The sequence below is a fragment of the Streptomyces sp. Ncost-T10-10d genome (genome assembly GCF_900091955.1).
Taxonomy (GTDB): domain Bacteria; phylum Actinomycetota; class Actinomycetes; order Streptomycetales; family Streptomycetaceae; genus Streptomyces.
Genome location: NZ_FMDF01000015.1, coordinates 25,398 through 41,957, shown reverse-complemented (window position 1 = coordinate 41,957; position 16,560 = coordinate 25,398). Strand labels below are relative to the sequence as shown.

Annotated in this window: 21 protein-coding genes and 1 pseudogene; 17 read left to right on the top strand and 5 right to left on the bottom strand. The window is 71.7% G+C overall.

Annotated elements, in window-relative coordinates; translation table 11 throughout:
* The 6 genes from GA0115254_RS01800 to GA0115254_RS42870 all read left to right on the top strand — a co-directional run.
* Positions 1 to 1,199, top strand: a 1,199-nt coding sequence (locus GA0115254_RS01800) for an NAD(P)H-hydrate dehydratase (protein ID WP_093893491.1), incomplete at its 5' end; no start/stop codon positions are given.
* Between the two features lie 61 nt (positions 1,200 to 1,260).
* Positions 1,261 to 1,647, top strand: a complete 387-nt coding sequence (locus tag GA0115254_RS01795; RefSeq protein ID WP_093893484.1) for a DUF488 domain-containing protein — start codon at positions 1,261 to 1,263, stop codon at positions 1,645 to 1,647.
* Positions 1,648 to 1,744: 97 nt separating this feature from the next.
* The gene (gene alr, locus GA0115254_RS01790) at positions 1,745 to 2,899 is read left to right on the top strand and encodes an alanine racemase (protein ID WP_093893490.1); all 1,155 of its coding nucleotides are present in this window, start codon (positions 1,745 to 1,747) and stop codon (positions 2,897 to 2,899) included.
* A 93-nt stretch (positions 2,900 to 2,992) separates the two neighbouring features.
* Positions 2,993 to 4,264, top strand: coding sequence for an alpha/beta fold hydrolase (locus tag GA0115254_RS01785; RefSeq protein ID WP_093893483.1), 1,272 nt, complete (start codon positions 2,993 to 2,995; stop codon positions 4,262 to 4,264).
* Positions 4,233 to 4,781, top strand: a complete 549-nt coding sequence (tsaE, locus tag GA0115254_RS01780) for a tRNA (adenosine(37)-N6)-threonylcarbamoyltransferase complex ATPase subunit type 1 TsaE (protein ID WP_093893482.1) — start codon at positions 4,233 to 4,235, stop codon at positions 4,779 to 4,781. Before GA0115254_RS01785 ends, tsaE begins: the two co-directional genes overlap by 32 nt.
* Positions 4,782 to 4,911: 130 nt before the next feature.
* The gene (locus GA0115254_RS42870; protein ID WP_107451289.1) at positions 4,912 to 5,094 is read left to right on the top strand and encodes a hypothetical protein; all 183 of its coding nucleotides are present in this window, start codon (positions 4,912 to 4,914) and stop codon (positions 5,092 to 5,094) included.
* 86 nt (positions 5,095 to 5,180) lie between these two features.
* Here GA0115254_RS42870 and GA0115254_RS01775 read toward each other — a convergent pair whose 3' ends face one another.
* A complete protein-coding gene (locus tag GA0115254_RS01775) occupies positions 5,181 to 5,744 on the bottom strand; it encodes a hypothetical protein (RefSeq protein ID WP_256102350.1) in 564 nt (187 codons plus the stop codon).
* A gap of 145 nt (positions 5,745 to 5,889) precedes the next feature.
* Between GA0115254_RS01775 and tsaB the strand changes: the two genes are divergently transcribed.
* Genes tsaB through GA0115254_RS01755 form a run of 4 tightly spaced genes read left to right on the top strand, consistent with a single transcriptional unit; the run spans position 5,890 to position 8,433 of the window.
* Entirely contained in the window at positions 5,890 to 6,552 is a 663-nt protein-coding gene (tsaB, locus tag GA0115254_RS01770; protein ID WP_256102349.1) for a tRNA (adenosine(37)-N6)-threonylcarbamoyltransferase complex dimerization subunit type 1 TsaB, read from the top strand.
* Positions 6,549 to 7,052, top strand: a complete 504-nt coding sequence (rimI, locus tag GA0115254_RS01765) for a ribosomal protein S18-alanine N-acetyltransferase (RefSeq protein ID WP_093893480.1) — start codon at positions 6,549 to 6,551, stop codon at positions 7,050 to 7,052. The genes tsaB and rimI overlap by 4 nt, the downstream gene beginning before the upstream one ends.
* Positions 7,052 to 8,152 carry a tRNA (adenosine(37)-N6)-threonylcarbamoyltransferase complex transferase subunit TsaD gene (gene tsaD / locus GA0115254_RS01760; RefSeq protein WP_093893479.1) on the top strand — a complete coding sequence of 367 codons (1,101 nt, stop codon included), beginning with the start codon at positions 7,052 to 7,054 and terminating at the stop codon, positions 8,150 to 8,152. The genes rimI and tsaD overlap by 1 nt, the downstream gene beginning before the upstream one ends.
* Positions 8,149 to 8,433 (top strand): hypothetical protein, encoded by a 285-nt coding sequence (locus tag GA0115254_RS01755; RefSeq protein WP_093893478.1) that lies wholly within the window; start codon positions 8,149 to 8,151, stop codon positions 8,431 to 8,433. Before tsaD ends, GA0115254_RS01755 begins: the two co-directional genes overlap by 4 nt.
* A 24-nt stretch (positions 8,434 to 8,457) precedes the next feature.
* On the opposite strand, the pseudogene GA0115254_RS45475 reads toward GA0115254_RS01755, so the two are convergent.
* Positions 8,458 to 8,541: pseudogene (locus GA0115254_RS45475) on the bottom strand (TetR/AcrR family transcriptional regulator); the annotation flags it as partial.
* A 156-nt stretch (positions 8,542 to 8,697) separates the two neighbouring features.
* On the opposite strand from GA0115254_RS45475, the gene GA0115254_RS01750 reads away from it, so the two are divergent.
* The 3 genes from GA0115254_RS01750 to GA0115254_RS01740 all read left to right on the top strand — a co-directional run bounded on the left by GA0115254_RS01750 (position 8,698) and on the right by GA0115254_RS01740 (position 10,920).
* A complete protein-coding gene (locus GA0115254_RS01750) occupies positions 8,698 to 9,063 on the top strand; it encodes a YciI family protein (RefSeq protein ID WP_093893477.1) in 366 nt (121 codons plus the stop codon).
* Positions 9,064 to 9,104: 41 nt separating this feature from the next.
* On the top strand, positions 9,105 to 10,376 hold the full coding sequence (locus tag GA0115254_RS01745; RefSeq protein ID WP_370740810.1) for an RNA polymerase sigma factor: 1,272 nt from the start codon (positions 9,105 to 9,107) through the stop codon (positions 10,374 to 10,376).
* A 79-nt stretch (positions 10,377 to 10,455) separates the two neighbouring features.
* Positions 10,456 to 10,920 (top strand): VOC family protein, encoded by a 465-nt coding sequence (locus GA0115254_RS01740; protein WP_093893488.1) that lies wholly within the window; start codon positions 10,456 to 10,458, stop codon positions 10,918 to 10,920.
* Between the two features lie 24 nt (positions 10,921 to 10,944).
* Here the strand turns inward: GA0115254_RS01740 and GA0115254_RS01735 are convergent, their stop codons facing one another.
* On the bottom strand, positions 10,945 to 11,565 hold the full coding sequence (locus GA0115254_RS01735; protein WP_093893475.1) for a class I SAM-dependent methyltransferase: 621 nt from the start codon (positions 11,563 to 11,565) through the stop codon (positions 10,945 to 10,947).
* Positions 11,566 to 11,666: 101 nt separating this feature from the next.
* Between GA0115254_RS01735 and GA0115254_RS01730 the strand changes: the two genes are divergently transcribed.
* The gene (locus GA0115254_RS01730) at positions 11,667 to 12,332 is read left to right on the top strand and encodes a hypothetical protein (protein ID WP_093893474.1); all 666 of its coding nucleotides are present in this window, start codon (positions 11,667 to 11,669) and stop codon (positions 12,330 to 12,332) included.
* Between the two features lie 53 nt (positions 12,333 to 12,385).
* Positions 12,386 to 12,751 (top strand): hypothetical protein, encoded by a 366-nt coding sequence (locus GA0115254_RS01725; protein ID WP_093893473.1) that lies wholly within the window; start codon positions 12,386 to 12,388, stop codon positions 12,749 to 12,751.
* Between the two features lie 15 nt (positions 12,752 to 12,766).
* Here GA0115254_RS01725 and GA0115254_RS01720 read toward each other — a convergent pair whose 3' ends face one another.
* Positions 12,767 to 14,032 carry a THUMP-like domain-containing protein gene (locus GA0115254_RS01720; RefSeq protein WP_093893472.1) on the bottom strand — a complete coding sequence of 422 codons (1,266 nt, stop codon included), beginning with the start codon at positions 14,030 to 14,032 and terminating at the stop codon, positions 12,767 to 12,769.
* Positions 14,033 to 14,115: 83 nt separating this feature from the next.
* Between GA0115254_RS01720 and GA0115254_RS01715 the strand changes: the two genes are divergently transcribed.
* Positions 14,116 to 15,135 (top strand): polysaccharide deacetylase family protein, encoded by a 1,020-nt coding sequence (locus GA0115254_RS01715; protein WP_093893471.1) that lies wholly within the window; start codon positions 14,116 to 14,118, stop codon positions 15,133 to 15,135.
* A 214-nt stretch (positions 15,136 to 15,349) separates the two neighbouring features.
* Here GA0115254_RS01715 and GA0115254_RS43710 read toward each other — a convergent pair whose 3' ends face one another.
* The gene (locus tag GA0115254_RS43710; protein ID WP_141720746.1) at positions 15,350 to 15,871 is read right to left on the bottom strand and encodes a DUF6234 family protein; all 522 of its coding nucleotides are present in this window, start codon (positions 15,869 to 15,871) and stop codon (positions 15,350 to 15,352) included.
* A gap of 288 nt (positions 15,872 to 16,159) precedes the next feature.
* Here GA0115254_RS43710 and groES point away from each other — a divergent pair, with 288 nt between their 5' ends.
* Positions 16,160 to 16,468 carry a co-chaperone GroES gene (gene groES / locus GA0115254_RS01705; RefSeq protein ID WP_093540722.1) on the top strand — a complete coding sequence of 103 codons (309 nt, stop codon included), beginning with the start codon at positions 16,160 to 16,162 and terminating at the stop codon, positions 16,466 to 16,468.
* Positions 16,469 to 16,560: the final 92 nt, after the last annotated feature.

The following is a 16,560-nucleotide window of genomic DNA, read 5'->3' as shown; positions in this document are numbered from 1 at the left end:
GGCGCGCCCATGAGAGCGGGCTCGCGGCGCTCCTCGCTGCGGGCGGGCGCGTGGCGGAGGGGGACGGGGTGACGAGCGCCTGGGGCGGGCACATCGATCTCGTCGTGGACGGGATCACCGGCATCGGCGGGCGCGGCGGGCTGCGTGCGGAGGCCGCCGCGCTGGTGCGGGACTTCGGGGCGACCGGTGCGGCCTTCGTCGCCGTCGATCTGCCCAGCGGGGTGGAGGCCGACACCGGTGAGGTGCTCGGCGACGCGGTGCGGGCCGACGCGACCGTCACCTTCGGTACGTACAAGCCGGGACTGATCATCGACCCGGCCGCCGACCTGGCGGGCGCGCTGCACCTCGTCGACATCGGGCTCGGGCCCGAGCTGCCCGACGTACCCGACCTGGAGGCCTTGCAGTACGCGGACGTCGCCGCGCTTCTGCCGGTTCCCAGCAGCGAGAGCGACAAGTACCGGCGTGGTGTCGTCGGCATCGTCGCCGGGTCGGCGCGGTACCCGGGGGCGGCGGTGCTGGCCGTCTCCGGGGCGCTGCGGGGCGGTGCCGGAGCCGTGCGGTACGTCGGACCCGGCGCCGGCGCGGTGATCGCCCGCCATCCGGAGACGCTGGTCCACGCGGGGCCGCCGTCGAAGGCGGGGCGGGTGCAGGCATGGGTCGTCGGGCCCGGGCTCGGTGACGGTACGGAGGCCGTCGAGGCGGTCCGTGGCGTGCTGGCCGCGGATGTTCCGGTGCTCGTCGACGCGGACGGGCTGCGGCTGCTCGACGCCACCGCCGTACGCGCGCGCACCGCGCCGACCGTCCTCACCCCGCACGCCGGTGAGGCCGCGGCCCTGCTCGGCGTCCCGCGCGAGGAGGTCGAGGCGGGGCGGCTCGCCGCCGTGCGGGAACTGGCCGCCCGCTACCGCGCCACGGTCCTGCTCAAGGGGTCGACGACGCTGGTCGCCACCCACACCGGAGACACTCCCGTACGGGTCAACTCGACCGGCACCGCCTGGCTGGCCACGGCCGGCAGCGGCGACGTCCTCTCCGGCCTGACCGGCTCCCTGCTGGCCGCGGGCCTCGCCCCGCGCGACGCCGCGTCCGTCGGCGCGTATCTGCACGGCCTGGCCGCCCGCCACGCCTCGAACGGCGCTCCCGTCGCCGCGCAGGACGTCGCCGAGGCGATGGCGGCGGCGTGGCGGGATGTACGGGCCTGAGTGATCCTGGGCGCAGGCAGACGCCGACATGCGCCGACAGGGGTCGACAGGAGGGCCGATCGTGGGCAGCAGCAGCGATGTGCGTGTACGCCGGGTGTACGACCCGCAGGAGGACGCCGACGGCACCCGAGTCCTCGTCGACCGGCTCTGGCCGCGCGGCGTGGCCAAGGACCGGGCCCGGATCGACAAATGGCTCAAGGACGTCACCCCGTCGAACGAGCTGCGCGCCTGGTATCACGACGACCGCACGGGCACCCGCTACGACGACTTCGTCGACCGCTACCGCGCCGAGCTGGCCGACCCCGCCCACGCCGCGGCCGTCGGGGAACTGGTGGAACTGGTCCGCGAGGGCGGCCCGGTGACGCTCGTCACGGCGGTCAAGGACGTACCGCACAGCCATGTCCCGGTCCTCGTCGACCATCTGGAACACGAGCTGCGCCGTCACTGAGGTGTACGCACCCGGCACGGCGGGCGACCCCGGCTGCGCGCCCTTCCCGACCCGCCGCCCGAGGGCCCTGTCGTACGCCTCTGAGAGACTGGGCGCGATGAACGAGACAGCGTCCTTGAGAGCCCGTGCCGAGATCGACCTCGCCGCATTGCGCGCCAACGTGCGTGTGCTGCGCGCGCGGGCGGTCGGCGCGCAACTCATGGCCGTCGTCAAATCCGATGCGTACGGGCACGGGGCGGTGCCCTGCGCCAGGGCCGCGCTGGAGGCAGGGGCGACCTGGCTGGGCACCGCGACGCCGCAGGAGGCGCTCGCCCTGCGGGCTGCCGGACTCGGCGGCCGGGTGATGTGCTGGCTGTGGACGCCGGGCGGCCCCTGGCGCGAGGCGATCGAGGCCGACATCGACGTGTCGGTGAGCGGGATGTGGGCCCTGCGCGAGGTCGTGGCCGCGGCCACGGAGGCCGGCATTCCGGCCCGTGTCCAGCTCAAGGCCGACACCGGCCTCGGGCGCAACGGCTGCCAGCCCGCCGACTGGCCGGAGCTGGTCGCCGCCGCCCGTGCCGCCGAGGACGCGGGCACCGTCAGGATCACCGGCCTCTGGTCCCACTTCGCCTGCGCCGACGAGCCCGGCCACCCCTCCATCGCCGCCCAGCTGAACGCGTTCCGGGACATGGTCGCGTACGCGGAGAAGGAGGGCGTCGACCCCGAGGTGCGCCACATCGCCAACTCCCCGGCGACGCTGACGATCCCCGAGGCGCACTTCGATCTCGTCCGGACCGGGATCGCGATGTACGGCATCTCGCCCAGCCCCGAGCTGGGCACCCCGGCCGACTTCGGGCTGCGCCCCGTCATGACGCTCGTCGCGTCGGTCGCCCTGGTCAAGCAGGTGCCGGCCGGTCACGGGGTCAGTTACGGACACCACTACACGACCTCCGCCGAGACCACCCTGGGCCTGGTACCGGTCGGCTATGCGGACGGCATCCCGCGCCATGCCTCCGGCCGTGCTCCCGTCCTGGTCGCCGGTGTGCGGCGGCGGATCGCGGGCCGGGTGGCCATGGACCAGTTCGTCGTCGACCTCGACGGGGACGAGGTCGAGGTGGGCAGCGAGGCGGTGCTCTTCGGCCCGGGGGACCGGGGCGAGCCGAGCGCCGAGGACTGGGCGAAGGCCTGCGACACGATCGCGTACGAGATCGTCACCCGGATCAGCAGCCGTGTGCCGCGCGTCCATCTGAATGGAACCCCGGCCGAGTCCTGACCGATCAAGCGCCCCTGACCAGGCACGATCTGAGCACGACCGGAACAGACCAGCCCTGACCTGACGGATACGACCGACGAGGAGCGCGGCACGGTGAGCGAGATCAGCGCGGGGGACGCGGTGACGACGGCTGCTACGGCGGTCGGCTGGCGCCGGGCAGGGATCGCCGGAGCCGCCATAGGTGTGATCGCGGCGGGTGCGGCCGCCGGTGTCGCGGTCGAGCGGCTGACCGTGGGCCGTGGCATGCGCAGAAGGGCGAGGCTGGCGCTGGACGCCTCGGGGCCGTACGGCTCGCTGCGCGGGCTGCCGGGCCGGGCCGCGGCCGACGACGGCACCGAGCTGTACTACGAGGTCGACGAGGTCGAACCGGACGGCGGCCCGGGGGCCGGGGGCGGCGAGAGCGGTACCGGCGACTCCGCTGCCGCCACGGGGGCCGGTACGCGCCGCCGCCGGCTCTTCGGCCGCAAGGCACCCGCGCCCGTCACCGTTGTCTTCAGCCACGGCTACTGCCTGAGCCAGGACTCCTGGCACTTCCAGCGGGCGGCCCTGCGCGGCCTGGTCCGCACCGTCCACTGGGACCAGCGCAGCCACGGCCGCTCCGAGCGGGGCCGGGCCCAGGCGGACGGGGTGACGGTCGGTATCGACCAGCTCGGCCGTGATCTGAAGGCGGTCATCGACGCGGCCGCCCCGGAGGGCCGGCTGGTGCTGGTCGGGCACTCGATGGGCGGAATGACGATGATGGCGCTCGCCGAGCAGTACCCCCAGCTCATCCGGGACCGGGTCGCCGCCGTCGCCTTCATCGGCACATCGAGCGGAAAGCTCGGCGAGGTCAGTTTCGGGCTGCCGATCGCGGGCGTGAACGCCGTGCGGCGGGTGCTGCCCGGGGTGCTCAGGGCGCTCGGCTCCCAGGCCGAGCTGGTGGAACGGGGCCGGCGGGCGACGGCCGATCTCTTCGCCGGGCTGATCAAGCGGTACTCGTTCGGTTCACGGGACGTGGACCCGTCGGTCGAGCGGTTCGCCGAGCGGCTCATCGAATCCACGCCGATCGATGTGGTCGCCGAGTTCTACCCGGCCTTCACCGAACACGACAAGAGCCACGTCCTGCCCGCCTTCCGCGACCTCCCGGTGCTGATCCTGGCGGGCGACAAGGACCTGGTGACGCCCAGCTCGCACAGCGAGGCCATCGCGGACCATCTCCCGGACGCGGAGCTGGTCATCGTCCCGGACGCCGGTCATCTGGTGATGCTGGAACACCCGGAAACGGTGACGGACCGGCTGGCGGACCTGCTGGTGCGCGTCGGCGCGGTGCCGGCAGCGACTAACGTTGGCGGGCATGGAAGCACCGCACAACAGCCTGGCGGCTGAGGTGGACGAGAGCGCCGCGCCGCGCACCGTCACCGTGAGCCTCGCCGTCGAGTCCCCCGAACAGATGCAGGCCCTCGGCCGCCGGATCGCGGGTGTACTGCGCCCCGGCGACCTCGTGATGCTCACGGGTGAGCTCGGCGCCGGGAAGACGACGCTGACCCGGGGGCTCGGCGAGGGCCTCGGGGTGCGCGGCGCCGTCACCTCTCCCACCTTCGTGATCGCCCGCGTCCACCCGTCGCTGACCGGCGGTCCCGCGCTGGTCCACGTCGACGCGTACCGCCTCGGCGGCGGGCTGGACGAGATGGAGGACCTGGACCTCGATGTGTCGCTGCCGGAGTCGGTGGTGGTCGTGGAATGGGGCGACGGCAAGGTCGAGGAACTGTCGGAGGACCGGCTGCAGGTGCTGATCCACCGCGCGGTCGGAGACACGGACGATGAACGGCGCTCGGTGACGCTGGTGGGGATCGGGGCCCGCTGGGCGGAACTGCGGGGGGCGCGCGGGGCGCTGGAGGGCTGAGCGCGGGTGCGCTTTCCGACAGTGTGTCGGCACGTTGTTGCGCCGGGCGGGGCAGGCGTGGTCACATGGATGGCGAGAGCGTGTTAGGTCTGCCTAACCACGCCTTCCATCGGAGCCTCAGGAGGCATCCATGACGACGCCCGCCGAACGTGAAGTGCCGCCGCCGCCATCGATGAGAGACCTGCTGGCGGCCGGCGCCGCGGCCACGGCGGTCTCGACGCCGCCACCGCCGTCCACAAACCAGGCTCCGGCCGTTGTCCCGCCCTCCGGCGCCGACCATGCCGAATCCGCCCTGGAGCGCAGGGCAGGCTGAACGGACGGGCGGCAACGCGGTGAGGGGTACCCCAAGCCGTGTGGGCGGAATTCAAGCCCGCCCGGCGATTGCGGGCACCCCCGGGGTCACGGAACGACGACCACCTTCGTGCGCACCGTCGCGAACTTCCACATCGCATCCCCGTCGGCCCGGGACATCCGCACGCCGCCCGTCTTCAGCGACGGGTCCGGGCTCCCCATCGAGCCGTCCAGCGCCGCGCTGAATCCCACGGCCACGCCGTCCGCCATCGCGAACCGCACCACGTGCTCGATCATCACGCCGTCCGAGCCCTTGGTGGCGGGCCCCGAGCGCGTACCCACCTCGTACGTCCCGGGCTTCGGACTCAGCGCGCTCGGCATGACCTCGAAGGTCCTGGTCACATCCCCGGCCGCCTCGACGAGCCACACCTGACGGTCCTCCAGGGCGTACACCACACGCTTCCCGGAACCGGAGACGGCAGGGAGCGCAGCCGGAGACTTCTTGGCCTTCGGCTTGTCATGGCTGGTGACAGGGGCGCTGCTGGAGACCTTCGGCTTGGGGGCGGCGACGGAGTCGGGGGCGTTCGCCGATGCCTGGTAGGCCAGGAAACCGACCGCGGCGAGAGCCGCCGCAGTGAGCCCGGCCACGATTCCCGAGCTGCCCCTAGCCACCGTGCGCGCCCCTTTCACTTCTGTATGTAGTACAAGCGTTTACGTCGTACCCGCGTGTACACGGTGACGGTAGCAGCCGGGGCCGGTCGTACCAGGACGCCGTACGGGACGCCGTGCCCGGTCGGAGGAGCCGTAGGCTGTTTGCGTGCTCTTGCTCGCCGTGGATACCGCCACCCCCGCCGTCACCGTCGCCCTTCACGACGGGACCTCCGTCGTCGCCGAGTCCGGCCAGGTCGACGCCCGAAGGCACGGGGAGCTGCTGCTGCCCGCCGTCGACCGGGTTCTCGCCGAGGCCGGGGTGAAGCTCGACGCCGTGACGGACGTGGTCGTGGGCGTCGGCCCCGGACCGTACACCGGGCTGCGCGTCGGCCTGGTCACGGCCGCGACCTTCGGCTCCGCGCTCTCCGTACCCGTGCACGGGCTGTGCACCCTGGACGGTCTCGCGTACGCCGCCGGACAGGACGGCCTGGAAGGCCCGTTCGCCGTCGCGACGGACGCCCGCCGCAAGGAGGTCTACTGGGCGAGATACGAGGACTTCCGTACGCGCGCCACGGAGCCCGCCGTCGACCGGCCCGCCGACCTCGCCGAGCAGCTCGCCGGACTTCCTGTCGTCGGGGCGGGCGCGGTGCTCTACCCCGAGGCGTTCCCCGACGCCCGGGGCCCGGAGCACGTCTGCGCAGGTGCGCTGGCGGCCCTTGCCGCCGAGCGTCTCGCCGCGGGCGCGGAACTGCTGCCGCCGCAGCCGCTCTACCTCCGCAGGCCCGACGCCCAGGTCCCGAAGAACTACAAGGTGGTCACCCCGAAGTGACGACCATGACTGCCGTACTGCGTGAGATGCGCTGGTGGGACATCGATCCGGTGCTGGAGCTCGAACACGAGCTGTTTCCGGACGACGCCTGGTCGGCCGGCATGTTCTGGTCCGAGCTGGCGCACTCCCGCGGCCCCCAGGCCACCCGCCGCTACGTCGTCGCCGAGGACCCCGCCACCGGCCGGATCGTCGGCTACGCCGGGCTCGCCGCGGCCGGTGACCTCGCCGACGTACAGACGATCGGTGTCACCCGCGACCACTGGGGCGGCGGCCTCGGCTCCGAACTCCTCACCGATCTGCTGAAGCACGCCACGGCCTTCGAGTGTGCCGAGGTGCTCCTGGAAGTCCGCGTCGACAACACCCGGGCGCAGAAGCTGTACGAACGCTTCGGCTTCGAACCGATCGGCTTCCGCCGCGGCTACTACCAGCCCGGCAACATCGACGCACTCGTCATGCGCCTGACGGTGCAAGAGCCCGCACAAGAGACAGAGACTGACTGATGGCTGACGAACCGCTCGTACTCGGCATCGAGACCTCCTGCGACGAGACCGGCGTCGGCATCGTCCGCGGGACGACGCTGCTCGCCGACGCCGTGGCGTCCAGCGTCGACACGCACGCCCGCTACGGCGGCGTCGTCCCCGAGATCGCCTCCCGCGCGCACCTGGAGGCGATGGTCCCCACCATCGAGCGCGCCCTGAAGGAGGCCGGGATCAGCGCCCGCGACCTCGACGGCATCTCCGTCACCGCGGGGCCCGGCCTCGCGGGCGCGCTGCTCGTCGGCGTCTCGGCGGCGAAGGCGTACGCGTACGCGCTGAACAAGCCGCTCTACGGGGTCAACCACCTCGCCTCGCACATTTGCGTCGACCAGCTGGAGCACGGCCCGCTGCCCGAGCCGACGATGGCGCTGCTGGTCAGCGGCGGCCACTCCTCGCTGCTGCTCGCGCCGGACATCACCAATGACGTACGGCCGCTGGGCGCGACCATCGACGACGCGGCGGGCGAGGCCTTCGACAAGATCGCCCGGGTGCTGAACCTCGGCTTCCCCGGCGGTCCGGTCATCGACCGGCTGGCGAAGGAGGGCGACCCGAAGGCGATCGCGTTCCCGCGCGGTCTGAGCGGCTCGCGCGACCCCGCGTACGACTTCTCCTTCTCCGGTCTGAAGACCTCGGTGGCCCGCTGGATCGAGGCCAAGCGGGCGGCGGGCGAAGAGGTGCCGGTACGGGACGTGGCCGCGTCCTTCCAGGAGGCCGTGGTGGATGTGCTCACCCGGAAGGCCGTCCGGGCCTGCAAGGACGAGGGCGTCGACCACCTGATGGTCGGCGGCGGTGTCGCGGCCAACTCGCGGCTGCGGGCGCTGGCCGAGGAACGGTGCGAGCGGGCCGGCATCCGGCTGCGGGTGCCGCGGCCGGGGCTGTGCACGGACAACGGGGCGATGGTCGCGGCGCTGGGAGCGGAGATGGTGGCCCGGGGCAGGCCGGCGTCGGATCTGGAGCTGTCCGCGGACTCCTCGCTGCCGGTGACCGACACCCATGTCCCCGGTGCCCATGCGCACGACCACGACCATGTGCACGAGATCAGCAAGGACAACCTCTACTCATGAGCGGTACGACCGTTGCGCTGATGTGGGAGGCCCGCGCCGCCGACGGCAGGGGCTCCGAACTTCTGGAGTGGGCGCGCGCCCGGTCGGCCGAGCTGGCCCGCGAGCCGCTGCGCCGCGAGCTGCTGCGCGCCCCGCAGGACCGGGTCCTGGTCATCACCTGGTGGGAGGGGGCGTACGGCGACGAGCTGCCCGAACTCCCCGAACCGGACGCCGAGTTGATCACTCGTCCGGTGCACCGATGGCGTTTCGAGTCCCTGGGGGCCGTCGGGTCCCTCGGCTGATCAGCCCCTCGGTGATCGCGTGCCGTGCATGTGCACCGCCACCGCGAGCAGCCGCTCGCGCGGGTCCTCGGGCAGTTCGGGGCGCGGGAAGGCGGCCGCGGTGCTGCTCCCGGCACCGGAACGGACCGCTCCGGTGGCCGCCCCGGTGGCCGCTCCGGAAGATTCTCAGAAGAATTCGGGTGGAGCTGTCGATCCGGCCGTCTCCCGTTCGACGCAAGGGTGAGAGGCGGGGAAGGACCCCGCCCTTCGGACCGAGGAGTCACCATGCCCCGCTTCATGTCGCTGATCCGCATCGATGAGCAGAACCTTCCCTCCGAGAACCCGGGCCCCGAGTTCGAGAAGCGCATGGGCGCCCTGTTCGAGGAGATCACCAAGGCCGGGGTCATGCTGGAGACGGCCGGGCTCACCCCGACCGCCCAGGGCACGAGGATCACCTGGTCCGGTGGCAAGCTCAGCTGCACCGACGGTCCCTTCACCGAGACCAAGGAGGTCGTCGGCGGCTACGCCATCCTCCAGGCCAAGGACAAGGCCGAGGCCCTGGAATGGACCAAGCGGTTCCTGCAGATCCACCCGGCGAACTGGACCGTCACCTCCGAGGTCCGCCAGATCGACGAGGCCACGGGCCTCTGACCGGTCGCGCTTGCCGCTTCCCGGCACGGCTGTTCTGATGAGTGACCGTGACGGCAGCAAGCGCGAGGACGACGGTCGAAGCGGTCTTCAGGATCGAGTCCGCGCGGATCATCGCAGGTGTCACCCGCATCGTGCGGGACGTGGGCATCGCCGAGGAACTCGCGCAGGACGCCCTGGTGGCCGCGCTGGAACAGTGGCCGGAGTCAGGTGTCCCGGACCGGCCGGGCGCCTGGCTCATGGCCACCGCCAGACACCGCGCGATCGATCTCGTACGCCGCAAGGAGACGTACGCGCGCAAGCTGGCCGAGGTCGGGCGGGCCCTGGAGGACGTGCCACCGCCCGAACCCGCCGAAGCGGACGACATCGACGACGACCTGCTCCGGCTGATCTTCACCGCCTGCCATCCGGTGCTCTCCACCGCGGCCCGGATCGCCCTCACCCTGCGGCTGCTCGGCGGGCTCACCACCGATGAGATCGCCCGCGCGTTCCTGGCGCCCGAACCGACCGTCGCCCAGCGCATCGTCCGGGCGAAACGGACCCTGGGCCGGGAGGGCGTCCCCTTCGAGGTGCCCCACGGAACCGAGCGCGCCGCCCGCCTCGATTCCGTCCTCGAAGTCATCTACCTGATCTTCAACGAGGGGTATGCGGCGACCGCAGGCGACGACTGGCTGCGCCCGGCGCTGTGCGAGGACGCGCTGCGGCTGGCCCGGGTGCTCGCGGGCCTGATGGAGCGGGAGCCCGAGGTCCACGGCCTGGTCGCGCTGCTGGAACTCCAGGCCTCGCGCACCGCCGCCAGGACCGGGCCGGACGGCGCGCCGGTGCTGCTCGCCGACCAGAACCGGGCCCGCTGGGACCACCTGCTGATCCGGCGCGGTGTCGCGGCCCTGGAGCGGGCCGTGGCCGCGACGGAGGAGGGCGCCGGTCTCGGCCCGTACGCCCTGCAGGCCGCGATCGCCGCGTGCCACGCCCGGGCGGTGACGTACGAGGACACGGACTGGACGACCATCGCCGCCCTCTACGACCGCCTGGCCGTGATCGCACCGTCCCCGGTCGTCGAGCTCAACCGGGCCGTGGCGGTCTCGATGGCGCAGGGCCCGGCGGCCGGCCTCGCCCTGGTCGACGCGCTGGCCGACGACCCGGCGCTCAAGGACTACCACCTGCTGCCCAGCGTCCGCGGCGATCTGCTGGCCAGGACGGGCCGTACGGACGAGGCGCGGGCGGAGTTCGTACGGGCGGCCGGACTGACCCGGAACGAACGGGAACGCGCGATGCTCCTGGACCGTGCCGCACTTCAGGGCCGCGCCGACCGATGAGTTCCGGGCGCCGGACCGGTCCACCCCCCGTACAGGCTTCGGCACCATCCGACTCCGCGCCACCCGACAGGAGCAGACCATGCAGAAGATCAAGACCTTCCTGTGGTTCGACAACCAGGCCGAGGAGGCCGTGCATCACTACATCTCCATCTTCGGCGGCGACTCGAAGGTGCTGGACACGACGTACTACAACGAGGCGGCGCCGGGCGAGACGGGCAAGGTCATGACCGTCGACTTCCGGCTGGCCGGCCAGGAGTACATCGCGCTCAACGGCGGCCCGCAGTTCCCCTTCACCGAGGCGATCTCGCTGTCCGTGGACTGTGCGTCGCAGGAAGAGGTGGACACCCTGTGGTCCAGGCTCACCGAAGGCGGCGAAGAGGGGCAGTGCGGCTGGCTCAAGGACAGGTACGGCCTGTCCTGGCAACTCGTTCCGCAGGGGCTGAGCGAGGCGCTGTCCGACCCGGACCCGGCGAAGGCCGAGCGGGCGATGAAGGCGATGCTCGGCATGAGGAAGCTGGACATCGAGGCGCTGCGCAACGCCTGAACCCCGCACCCGGAACCGGCCCCCTCAGGGCGCGGCGACGCCCATCGAGTCGGCACCCATCGGCCTCGGCGCGCCCTTCTCGTAGAACACGTCCAGGTCGACGATCGTGAACCCCGCGGCCGTCAGCATCTCGGCGACCGGCCGGGTCAGACGGCACCCGGCGAAGAGCCGCCGCTCCAGCGGATCGAGGCGGCGCTGCCAGCGGCGTACGTTCTCGTCCTCCTCCGGCGCCAGCCCGTGCTCCAGGAAGTGCAGGGTTGCGCCGGGCTTGAGAACCCGCCGCACCTCGCGCAGCGCCGCATCGGCGTCGGGGATGGTGCACAGCGTCCACGTGGACAGGGCGCCGTCGAAGGTGTTGTCCTCGAACGGCAGATACCGGCTGTCCAGACAGGCGCGCCGTACCGGGGCGTGCCCCGCGTCGATACGGTCACGGGCCAGCTTCCAGCCGAGATCGGACGGCTCGACCGCGGCCACGTCGGTGACGGCATCCGGATAGAACGGAACGTTGTGCCCGGAACCGAACCCGATCTCGATGATCTCGCCGTACAGGCCTTCGCAGACCCGGCGCCGCAGCGGCTCGGCCGACTTCATTCCGCCGACGGCATCGGCGATCCGGGGCACGATCCGCTCGACATAGAACCCCATCGCGAACCTCCGTGTGTCCCTTCCCAGCATGGCACTGCGGCGGCCCCGACGCACTGTGCCCCCTCGCAGGGAGTGGGGGCCCGGTCGATAGGGTCGGGGCCATGGTCAGCCCTGCACAACTTCCGCCGCCCCCACCGCCCGTGGAGATACGTGCCTGGCCCGACCGTGAGGCGCTGCTCGCCGACCGGGCCGTGGTGCTCGGGGAGTTGGTGAAGATGCATGTCTCACCAGGGCGGCTCGCGATGCTGTGGCTGTGGGGAGCGCTCTGTGCGGTGGGCTGGTCGCTGGTGGGCTCGGCGATCGTCACGTTCGAGCAGTCGTACGACGTCTTCAGCATCGTGCTCGGTGTGATTCTCGTCGGCATGGGTGCCTTCTGCATGGTGCCCGCGATCATCCTCGTCGTCGTCGGTCTGCGCCGCGACCGCCGCATCCGCCGACTGCTCGCCGCCTGGGGCGGGTTGGACCGCGATCCGGCACGCGATGCGCGGTTGCGGATGCCGGGCGTCAGTCTGGTCTGGCTGCTGATGTCCTTCGCGCTGTGCGCACTCGGGCTGTACGCATGCTTCGCCGTCCCGGCGACCGTCGAAGCGGGCCGGGGGGCCTACGGCCTGGTCGCCCTGACCATGGGACTCGGGATGACCGGCTGGATCGTCGGACTGATCGGCATCACCAAGGCGTTCGCCCACCGCCGTTGGGTGCTGCGGGTACTGATCGGGGCGCCCGCTCCGGAGCCGCTGTTCTCCGTCGGGGGCGGGGCGCACCGTTGACCCCGGACCTATCCTGACCGGATACATGAGTCACGCAGGGGGAGGAGTGTCACATGGAGTGGTATTGGTGGGTGCTCATCATCTTCTGGACGGGCGGCTTCGGGTGGGCCGTCGACAACGTCCGTACCACGCTGCGCAACCGGCACACCCGCAAGCTGGAGCTGCTGGAGGCGGCCAAGCAGGAGCGGCTGGCCGTCGAAGCGGCCCACAGGCCGCCGGAGCCGGTCTGTGGCTGCACGCACCATCTCGCCAAGCACGACAAGCAGGGCAAGTGCCATGAGCGGGTCGAGGTACCGACCGCCTGGGACGAGTCCAAGAAGCCGGTCCGCTTCGAGTCGGGGCAGTGCAACTGCCAGCAGTACGTGGGTCCTCAGCCGCTCTCGCAGGTGTACGCCGACGACCTGACCGACCTGGCCTGATGGCCGCTCCGCCGGTCAGGCGGGTCCGGCCAGCGGGTGGCCGATCAGCATCGTCGGGGCTCCGGCCACCCGGGTGAGGAAGACCGTCGCGGCGTTCGGCCCCTGGAGCTTCATCCTGCGGCGCAGTTCCTCCGGCTCGACGGCCGAGCCGCGCTTCTTCACCGTCAGGACGCCGACCTTCCGCTCCCGCAGCAGGGCCTTGAGCTTCTTCATGTTGAACGGCAGCCGGTCGGTGATCTCGTACCCGGCGGTGTACGGGGAGTCGTACAGCTGGTCGCTCGTGACGTACGCGATGGTCTCGTCGACCAGTCGGCCGTCGCACCGCGCCACGATGTCGGCGACCAGATGGGCGCGGATGACGGCGCCGTCCGGCTCGTACAGGTAGCGGCCGACCGGGCCGACGGGTGGGGCGGGCAGCGGGGCGCCGGACCACAGGGTGGCGCCGGCGGGAAGCACGGTGGCGCGGTAGGAACCGGCCGCGAAACCCTCGCCGAACCAGAGCACCGCCTCCTTCACATCACCGCCGTCCGAGATCCACTCGGCCTCCGCCTGCGCCGGGATCGCCTCGTGCGGGATGCCGGGGGCGATCTTCAGCGCGGCACGGGGCGCGTCGAGCGCGGCGCCGGTCGCCCAGGAGAGCGGCGGTGAGTACGACTCGGGGTCGAAGATCCTGCCTCTGCCGCCGCGCCGGGCGGGGTCGACGAAGACCGCGTCGTAAGGCGAGGTGTCGATCCCGGTGACATCGGCGCACCGCACCTCGATCAGACCGTCCAGGCCGAGCGCGGCGGCGTTGGCGCGGGCCACCTCGGCGGTCAGCGGGTCGCGGTCCACTGCGAGGACGGAGATGCCCGCCCGGGCGAGCGCGATCGCGTCGCCGCCGATCCCGCAGCAGAGATCGGCGACGCTCCGCACCCCGCCCGCCGCCACGAACCGCTGTGCGCGATGGGTGGCCACCGACGTACGCGTCGCCTGCTCGACACCGTTCGGTGTGAAGAACATCCGGTACGCGTCCTCGGCACCGAATTTCGCCACCGCCCGCTGCCGCAGCCGCGCCTGTCCCAGCGCCGCCGAGACCAGCGAGGCCGGGTGGGTGCGGCGCAGTCGGGTGGCGGTGGCGAGCTCCTGGGCGGGGTCGTACGACCGCAGCCCGTCCAGGAGCGCCGCGCCCTCGGGGGTGCGCAGGGCCATGAAAGCGGCGAGGGGGTCGGACGGATCGGGGGTGTCGGACCTGTCGTCGGCGTCGGACGGGTCGTTCGGGGCGAAGGCGTTCACGCGCCCCATTGTGAGCCAGCCGGGTTGACCGGCGGGCCCGGTGGCGGTGTCGGGCCGGGGCTCCCCCTCACGTGCTGGCAGGATGCGACGCCATGCAACTTGTACGACAAAAGGAAAAATTAACCATGAAAAGGAGCGGATCGGGTGTGCCCGGACCGGGGGGCGGGCGGGGCTCCGGCAGGCATCGGCAGGCCTGCGCGGTCCTGGCCGCACTCCTGGTCGCCGCGGTCTGCTCCGGCTGCGCCTCCGGGACCGGCGGCCGGTCCGGCGACGAGCACCGGGCCCGACCCGCCGCCGGACCGCCGGGCGCTCCCGGACCGGGGGTGATTCCCGGACAGCTTGCCGGCCAGGGCGGCGCACCCGCCGGGCTCCGTGAGAACGCGAGGTTCAGCGCGGCCGTACGGGCGGCCCTCGCCAAGAAGTGGGGGCTGGACAGGCCACCGCTGATCGCACCCCCGCCGCCCGCCGTGAAGCCGCACATCACCACGCGCGAGGGGTTCGAGGTCAACGGCGGCGACGACTCGCTGCCGCCGGTCTTCACCACCGTCCCGACCAAGGACCGGGTCGTCTTCCTGACGATGGACGACGGTGGCGAGAAGGACCCCGAACTGCTGCAGATGATGGACGAGCTGGACATCCCGTACAGCGCGTTCCTCAGCGACTACCTGGTGCGCGACAGCTACGGGTACTTCATGGAGATGCAGCGGCTGGGTGTCGGCCTCAACAACCACACGCTCAACCACCCCTACCTGCCCGGACTCCCGTACAGCGAGCAGAAGAGCGAGATCTGCGACCAGCAGGCCATCATCGAGAAGCAGTACGGGCAGCGGCCCACCCTCTTCCGCCCGCCGTACGGCAACTACAACGGGGACACACTCCGCATCGCGAAGTCCTGCGGCATCAAGGCCGTACCGCTCTGGAACGCAGAGGCGTTCCCGGACCACATGGAGTGGCGCGAGGCGGACCAGGACCTGCACCCCGGCGACATCATCCTCACGCACTTCCGGGGCCGGAAGGACTGGGGCGGCAGCATGGCCGACCTGGTGCGGGCGGTCATGAAGACCATCACGGACAAGGGATACGCCGTGGCCCGGCTGGAGGACTACGTATGAGAAGGGCGCATCGGCTGCTCGCCGGACTGCTGACCACCGGTGCGCTGCTGGCCGCCACCACCGGATGCGCACAGTCGGTGGACCCGATCGAACGGCTGGGCCGCAAGGCCGCGCAGAAGGTGACCCACCCGAAGCCGAGCCCCGCGGCGGGCCCGCAGGCGCATTCGCACGGCGATCACGGGGAGCCGGGGTCGCCGGTCGTCACCGCCTGCCGTCAGCCGCCGGAATCCAGGCACTCGCGGCTGTCGCCGCCGCTGAGGCACTGGTGGCCGGACCGGCCGGGATCGTACGAAGGGGTGGAGGCCGGTGCAGGGTGCGAGCGGCGGTAGTCCTCGTGCCCGGCCAGTGCCGTCACCACGCACAGCAGGAGCGCGGCCAGGATCTGGACCGCGCCCGCCCAGGGCCGGTTCGCGCGGATCAGCACCACGGCGAACAGGCAGATCACCACGGCGATCGCGCCGAAGACGAGGACGGGCGTCCAGTCCATCGGCGGCGGCTCCGTCGACTCCTGGCCGTCGGGGTCCCACTGCGAGAAGGTCAGGTAATAGGCGGCGGCTGCGCAGATCAGCCCCTCCAGGACCACCAGCAGCAGACCCAGCAGCACGTCGAGGCAGCCGTTCACGGGGCGCGAGGAGTCCTGCGCGGCCGAGGGGCGATGCGGGAGCGGGTTCGACGGCTGGTACGGAGGTTCGAGCACCGACCCACGGTCGTACGGAACGGTACGGTCCGTCCCCACGTTGCCTCTATGTTGTCCGGACCGTTGCGTTGTCCGGACTGTCGCATGCGACGGGCGCCCCGTCGCACCGTGCGCGAGCGGGGCCCGCATGACGCCACGACTGGCTGAATTGGCACTCCGCTTGACCGAGTGCTAATCCCGGTCATAGTCTCGGTGCTGGCACTCACCACTGGAGAGTGCCAGCAGTACTGTGCGACTGGCAGGTCCGGCACCCGCGACGACGGATCCACCTGGTCGCCACCCAAAGACTCTTAACCCCGTGAGATCTCCGAAGGGGGAGACCGGATCGTGTCGACCGCCAGCACCAAGGTTGCGATCAAGCCGCTCGAGGACCGCATTGTGGTCCAGCCGCTCGACGCCGAGCAGACCACGGCCTCCGGCCTGGTCATTCCGGACACCGCCAAGGAGAAGCCCCAGGAGGGCGTCGTCCTGGCCGTGGGCCCGGGCCGCTTCGAGAACGGCGAGCGCCTTCCGCTCGACGTCAAGACCGGCGACGTCGTGCTGTACAGCAAGTACGGCGGCACCGAGGTGAAGTACAACGGCGAGGAGTACCTCGTCCTCTCGGCTCGCGACGTTCTCGCGATCATCGAGAAGTAATTCACCCACGTTTGCTTGTGTTCTGCGCCCCTGGCCCCCTGCGAATAACCAGCCGGGTGGTCGGGGGCGCAGTTCGTTTGAGAGGAAAGCTC

Excerpts from the sequence above, each read along its gene's own strand:
- GA0115254_RS01755 (WP_093893478.1), top strand. The coding sequence starts at position 8,149 with ATGAGCGGTACGACCGTTGCGCTGATGTGGGAGGCCCGCGCCGCCGAC.
- tsaD (WP_093893479.1), top strand. The coding sequence starts at position 7,052 with ATGGCTGACGAACCGCTCGTACTCGGCATCGAGACCTCCTGCGACGAG.
- GA0115254_RS01715 (WP_093893471.1), top strand. The coding sequence starts at position 14,116 with ATGCAACTTGTACGACAAAAGGAAAAATTAACCATGAAAAGGAGCGGA.
- alr (WP_093893490.1), top strand. The coding sequence starts at position 1,745 with ATGAACGAGACAGCGTCCTTGAGAGCCCGTGCCGAGATCGACCTCGCC.
- GA0115254_RS01730 (WP_093893474.1), top strand. The coding sequence starts at position 11,667 with ATGGTCAGCCCTGCACAACTTCCGCCGCCCCCACCGCCCGTGGAGATA.
- GA0115254_RS01735 (WP_093893475.1), bottom strand. The coding sequence starts at position 11,565 with ATGGGGTTCTATGTCGAGCGGATCGTGCCCCGGATCGCCGATGCCGTC.
- GA0115254_RS01750 (WP_093893477.1), top strand. The coding sequence starts at position 8,698 with ATGCCCCGCTTCATGTCGCTGATCCGCATCGATGAGCAGAACCTTCCC.
- GA0115254_RS01740 (WP_093893488.1), top strand. The coding sequence starts at position 10,456 with ATGCAGAAGATCAAGACCTTCCTGTGGTTCGACAACCAGGCCGAGGAG.
- GA0115254_RS42870 (WP_107451289.1), top strand. The coding sequence starts at position 4,912 with ATGACGACGCCCGCCGAACGTGAAGTGCCGCCGCCGCCATCGATGAGA.
- GA0115254_RS01725 (WP_093893473.1), top strand. The coding sequence starts at position 12,386 with ATGGAGTGGTATTGGTGGGTGCTCATCATCTTCTGGACGGGCGGCTTC.
- GA0115254_RS01720 (WP_093893472.1), bottom strand. The coding sequence starts at position 14,032 with ATGGGGCGCGTGAACGCCTTCGCCCCGAACGACCCGTCCGACGCCGAC.
- tsaE (WP_093893482.1), top strand. The coding sequence starts at position 4,233 with ATGGAAGCACCGCACAACAGCCTGGCGGCTGAGGTGGACGAGAGCGCC.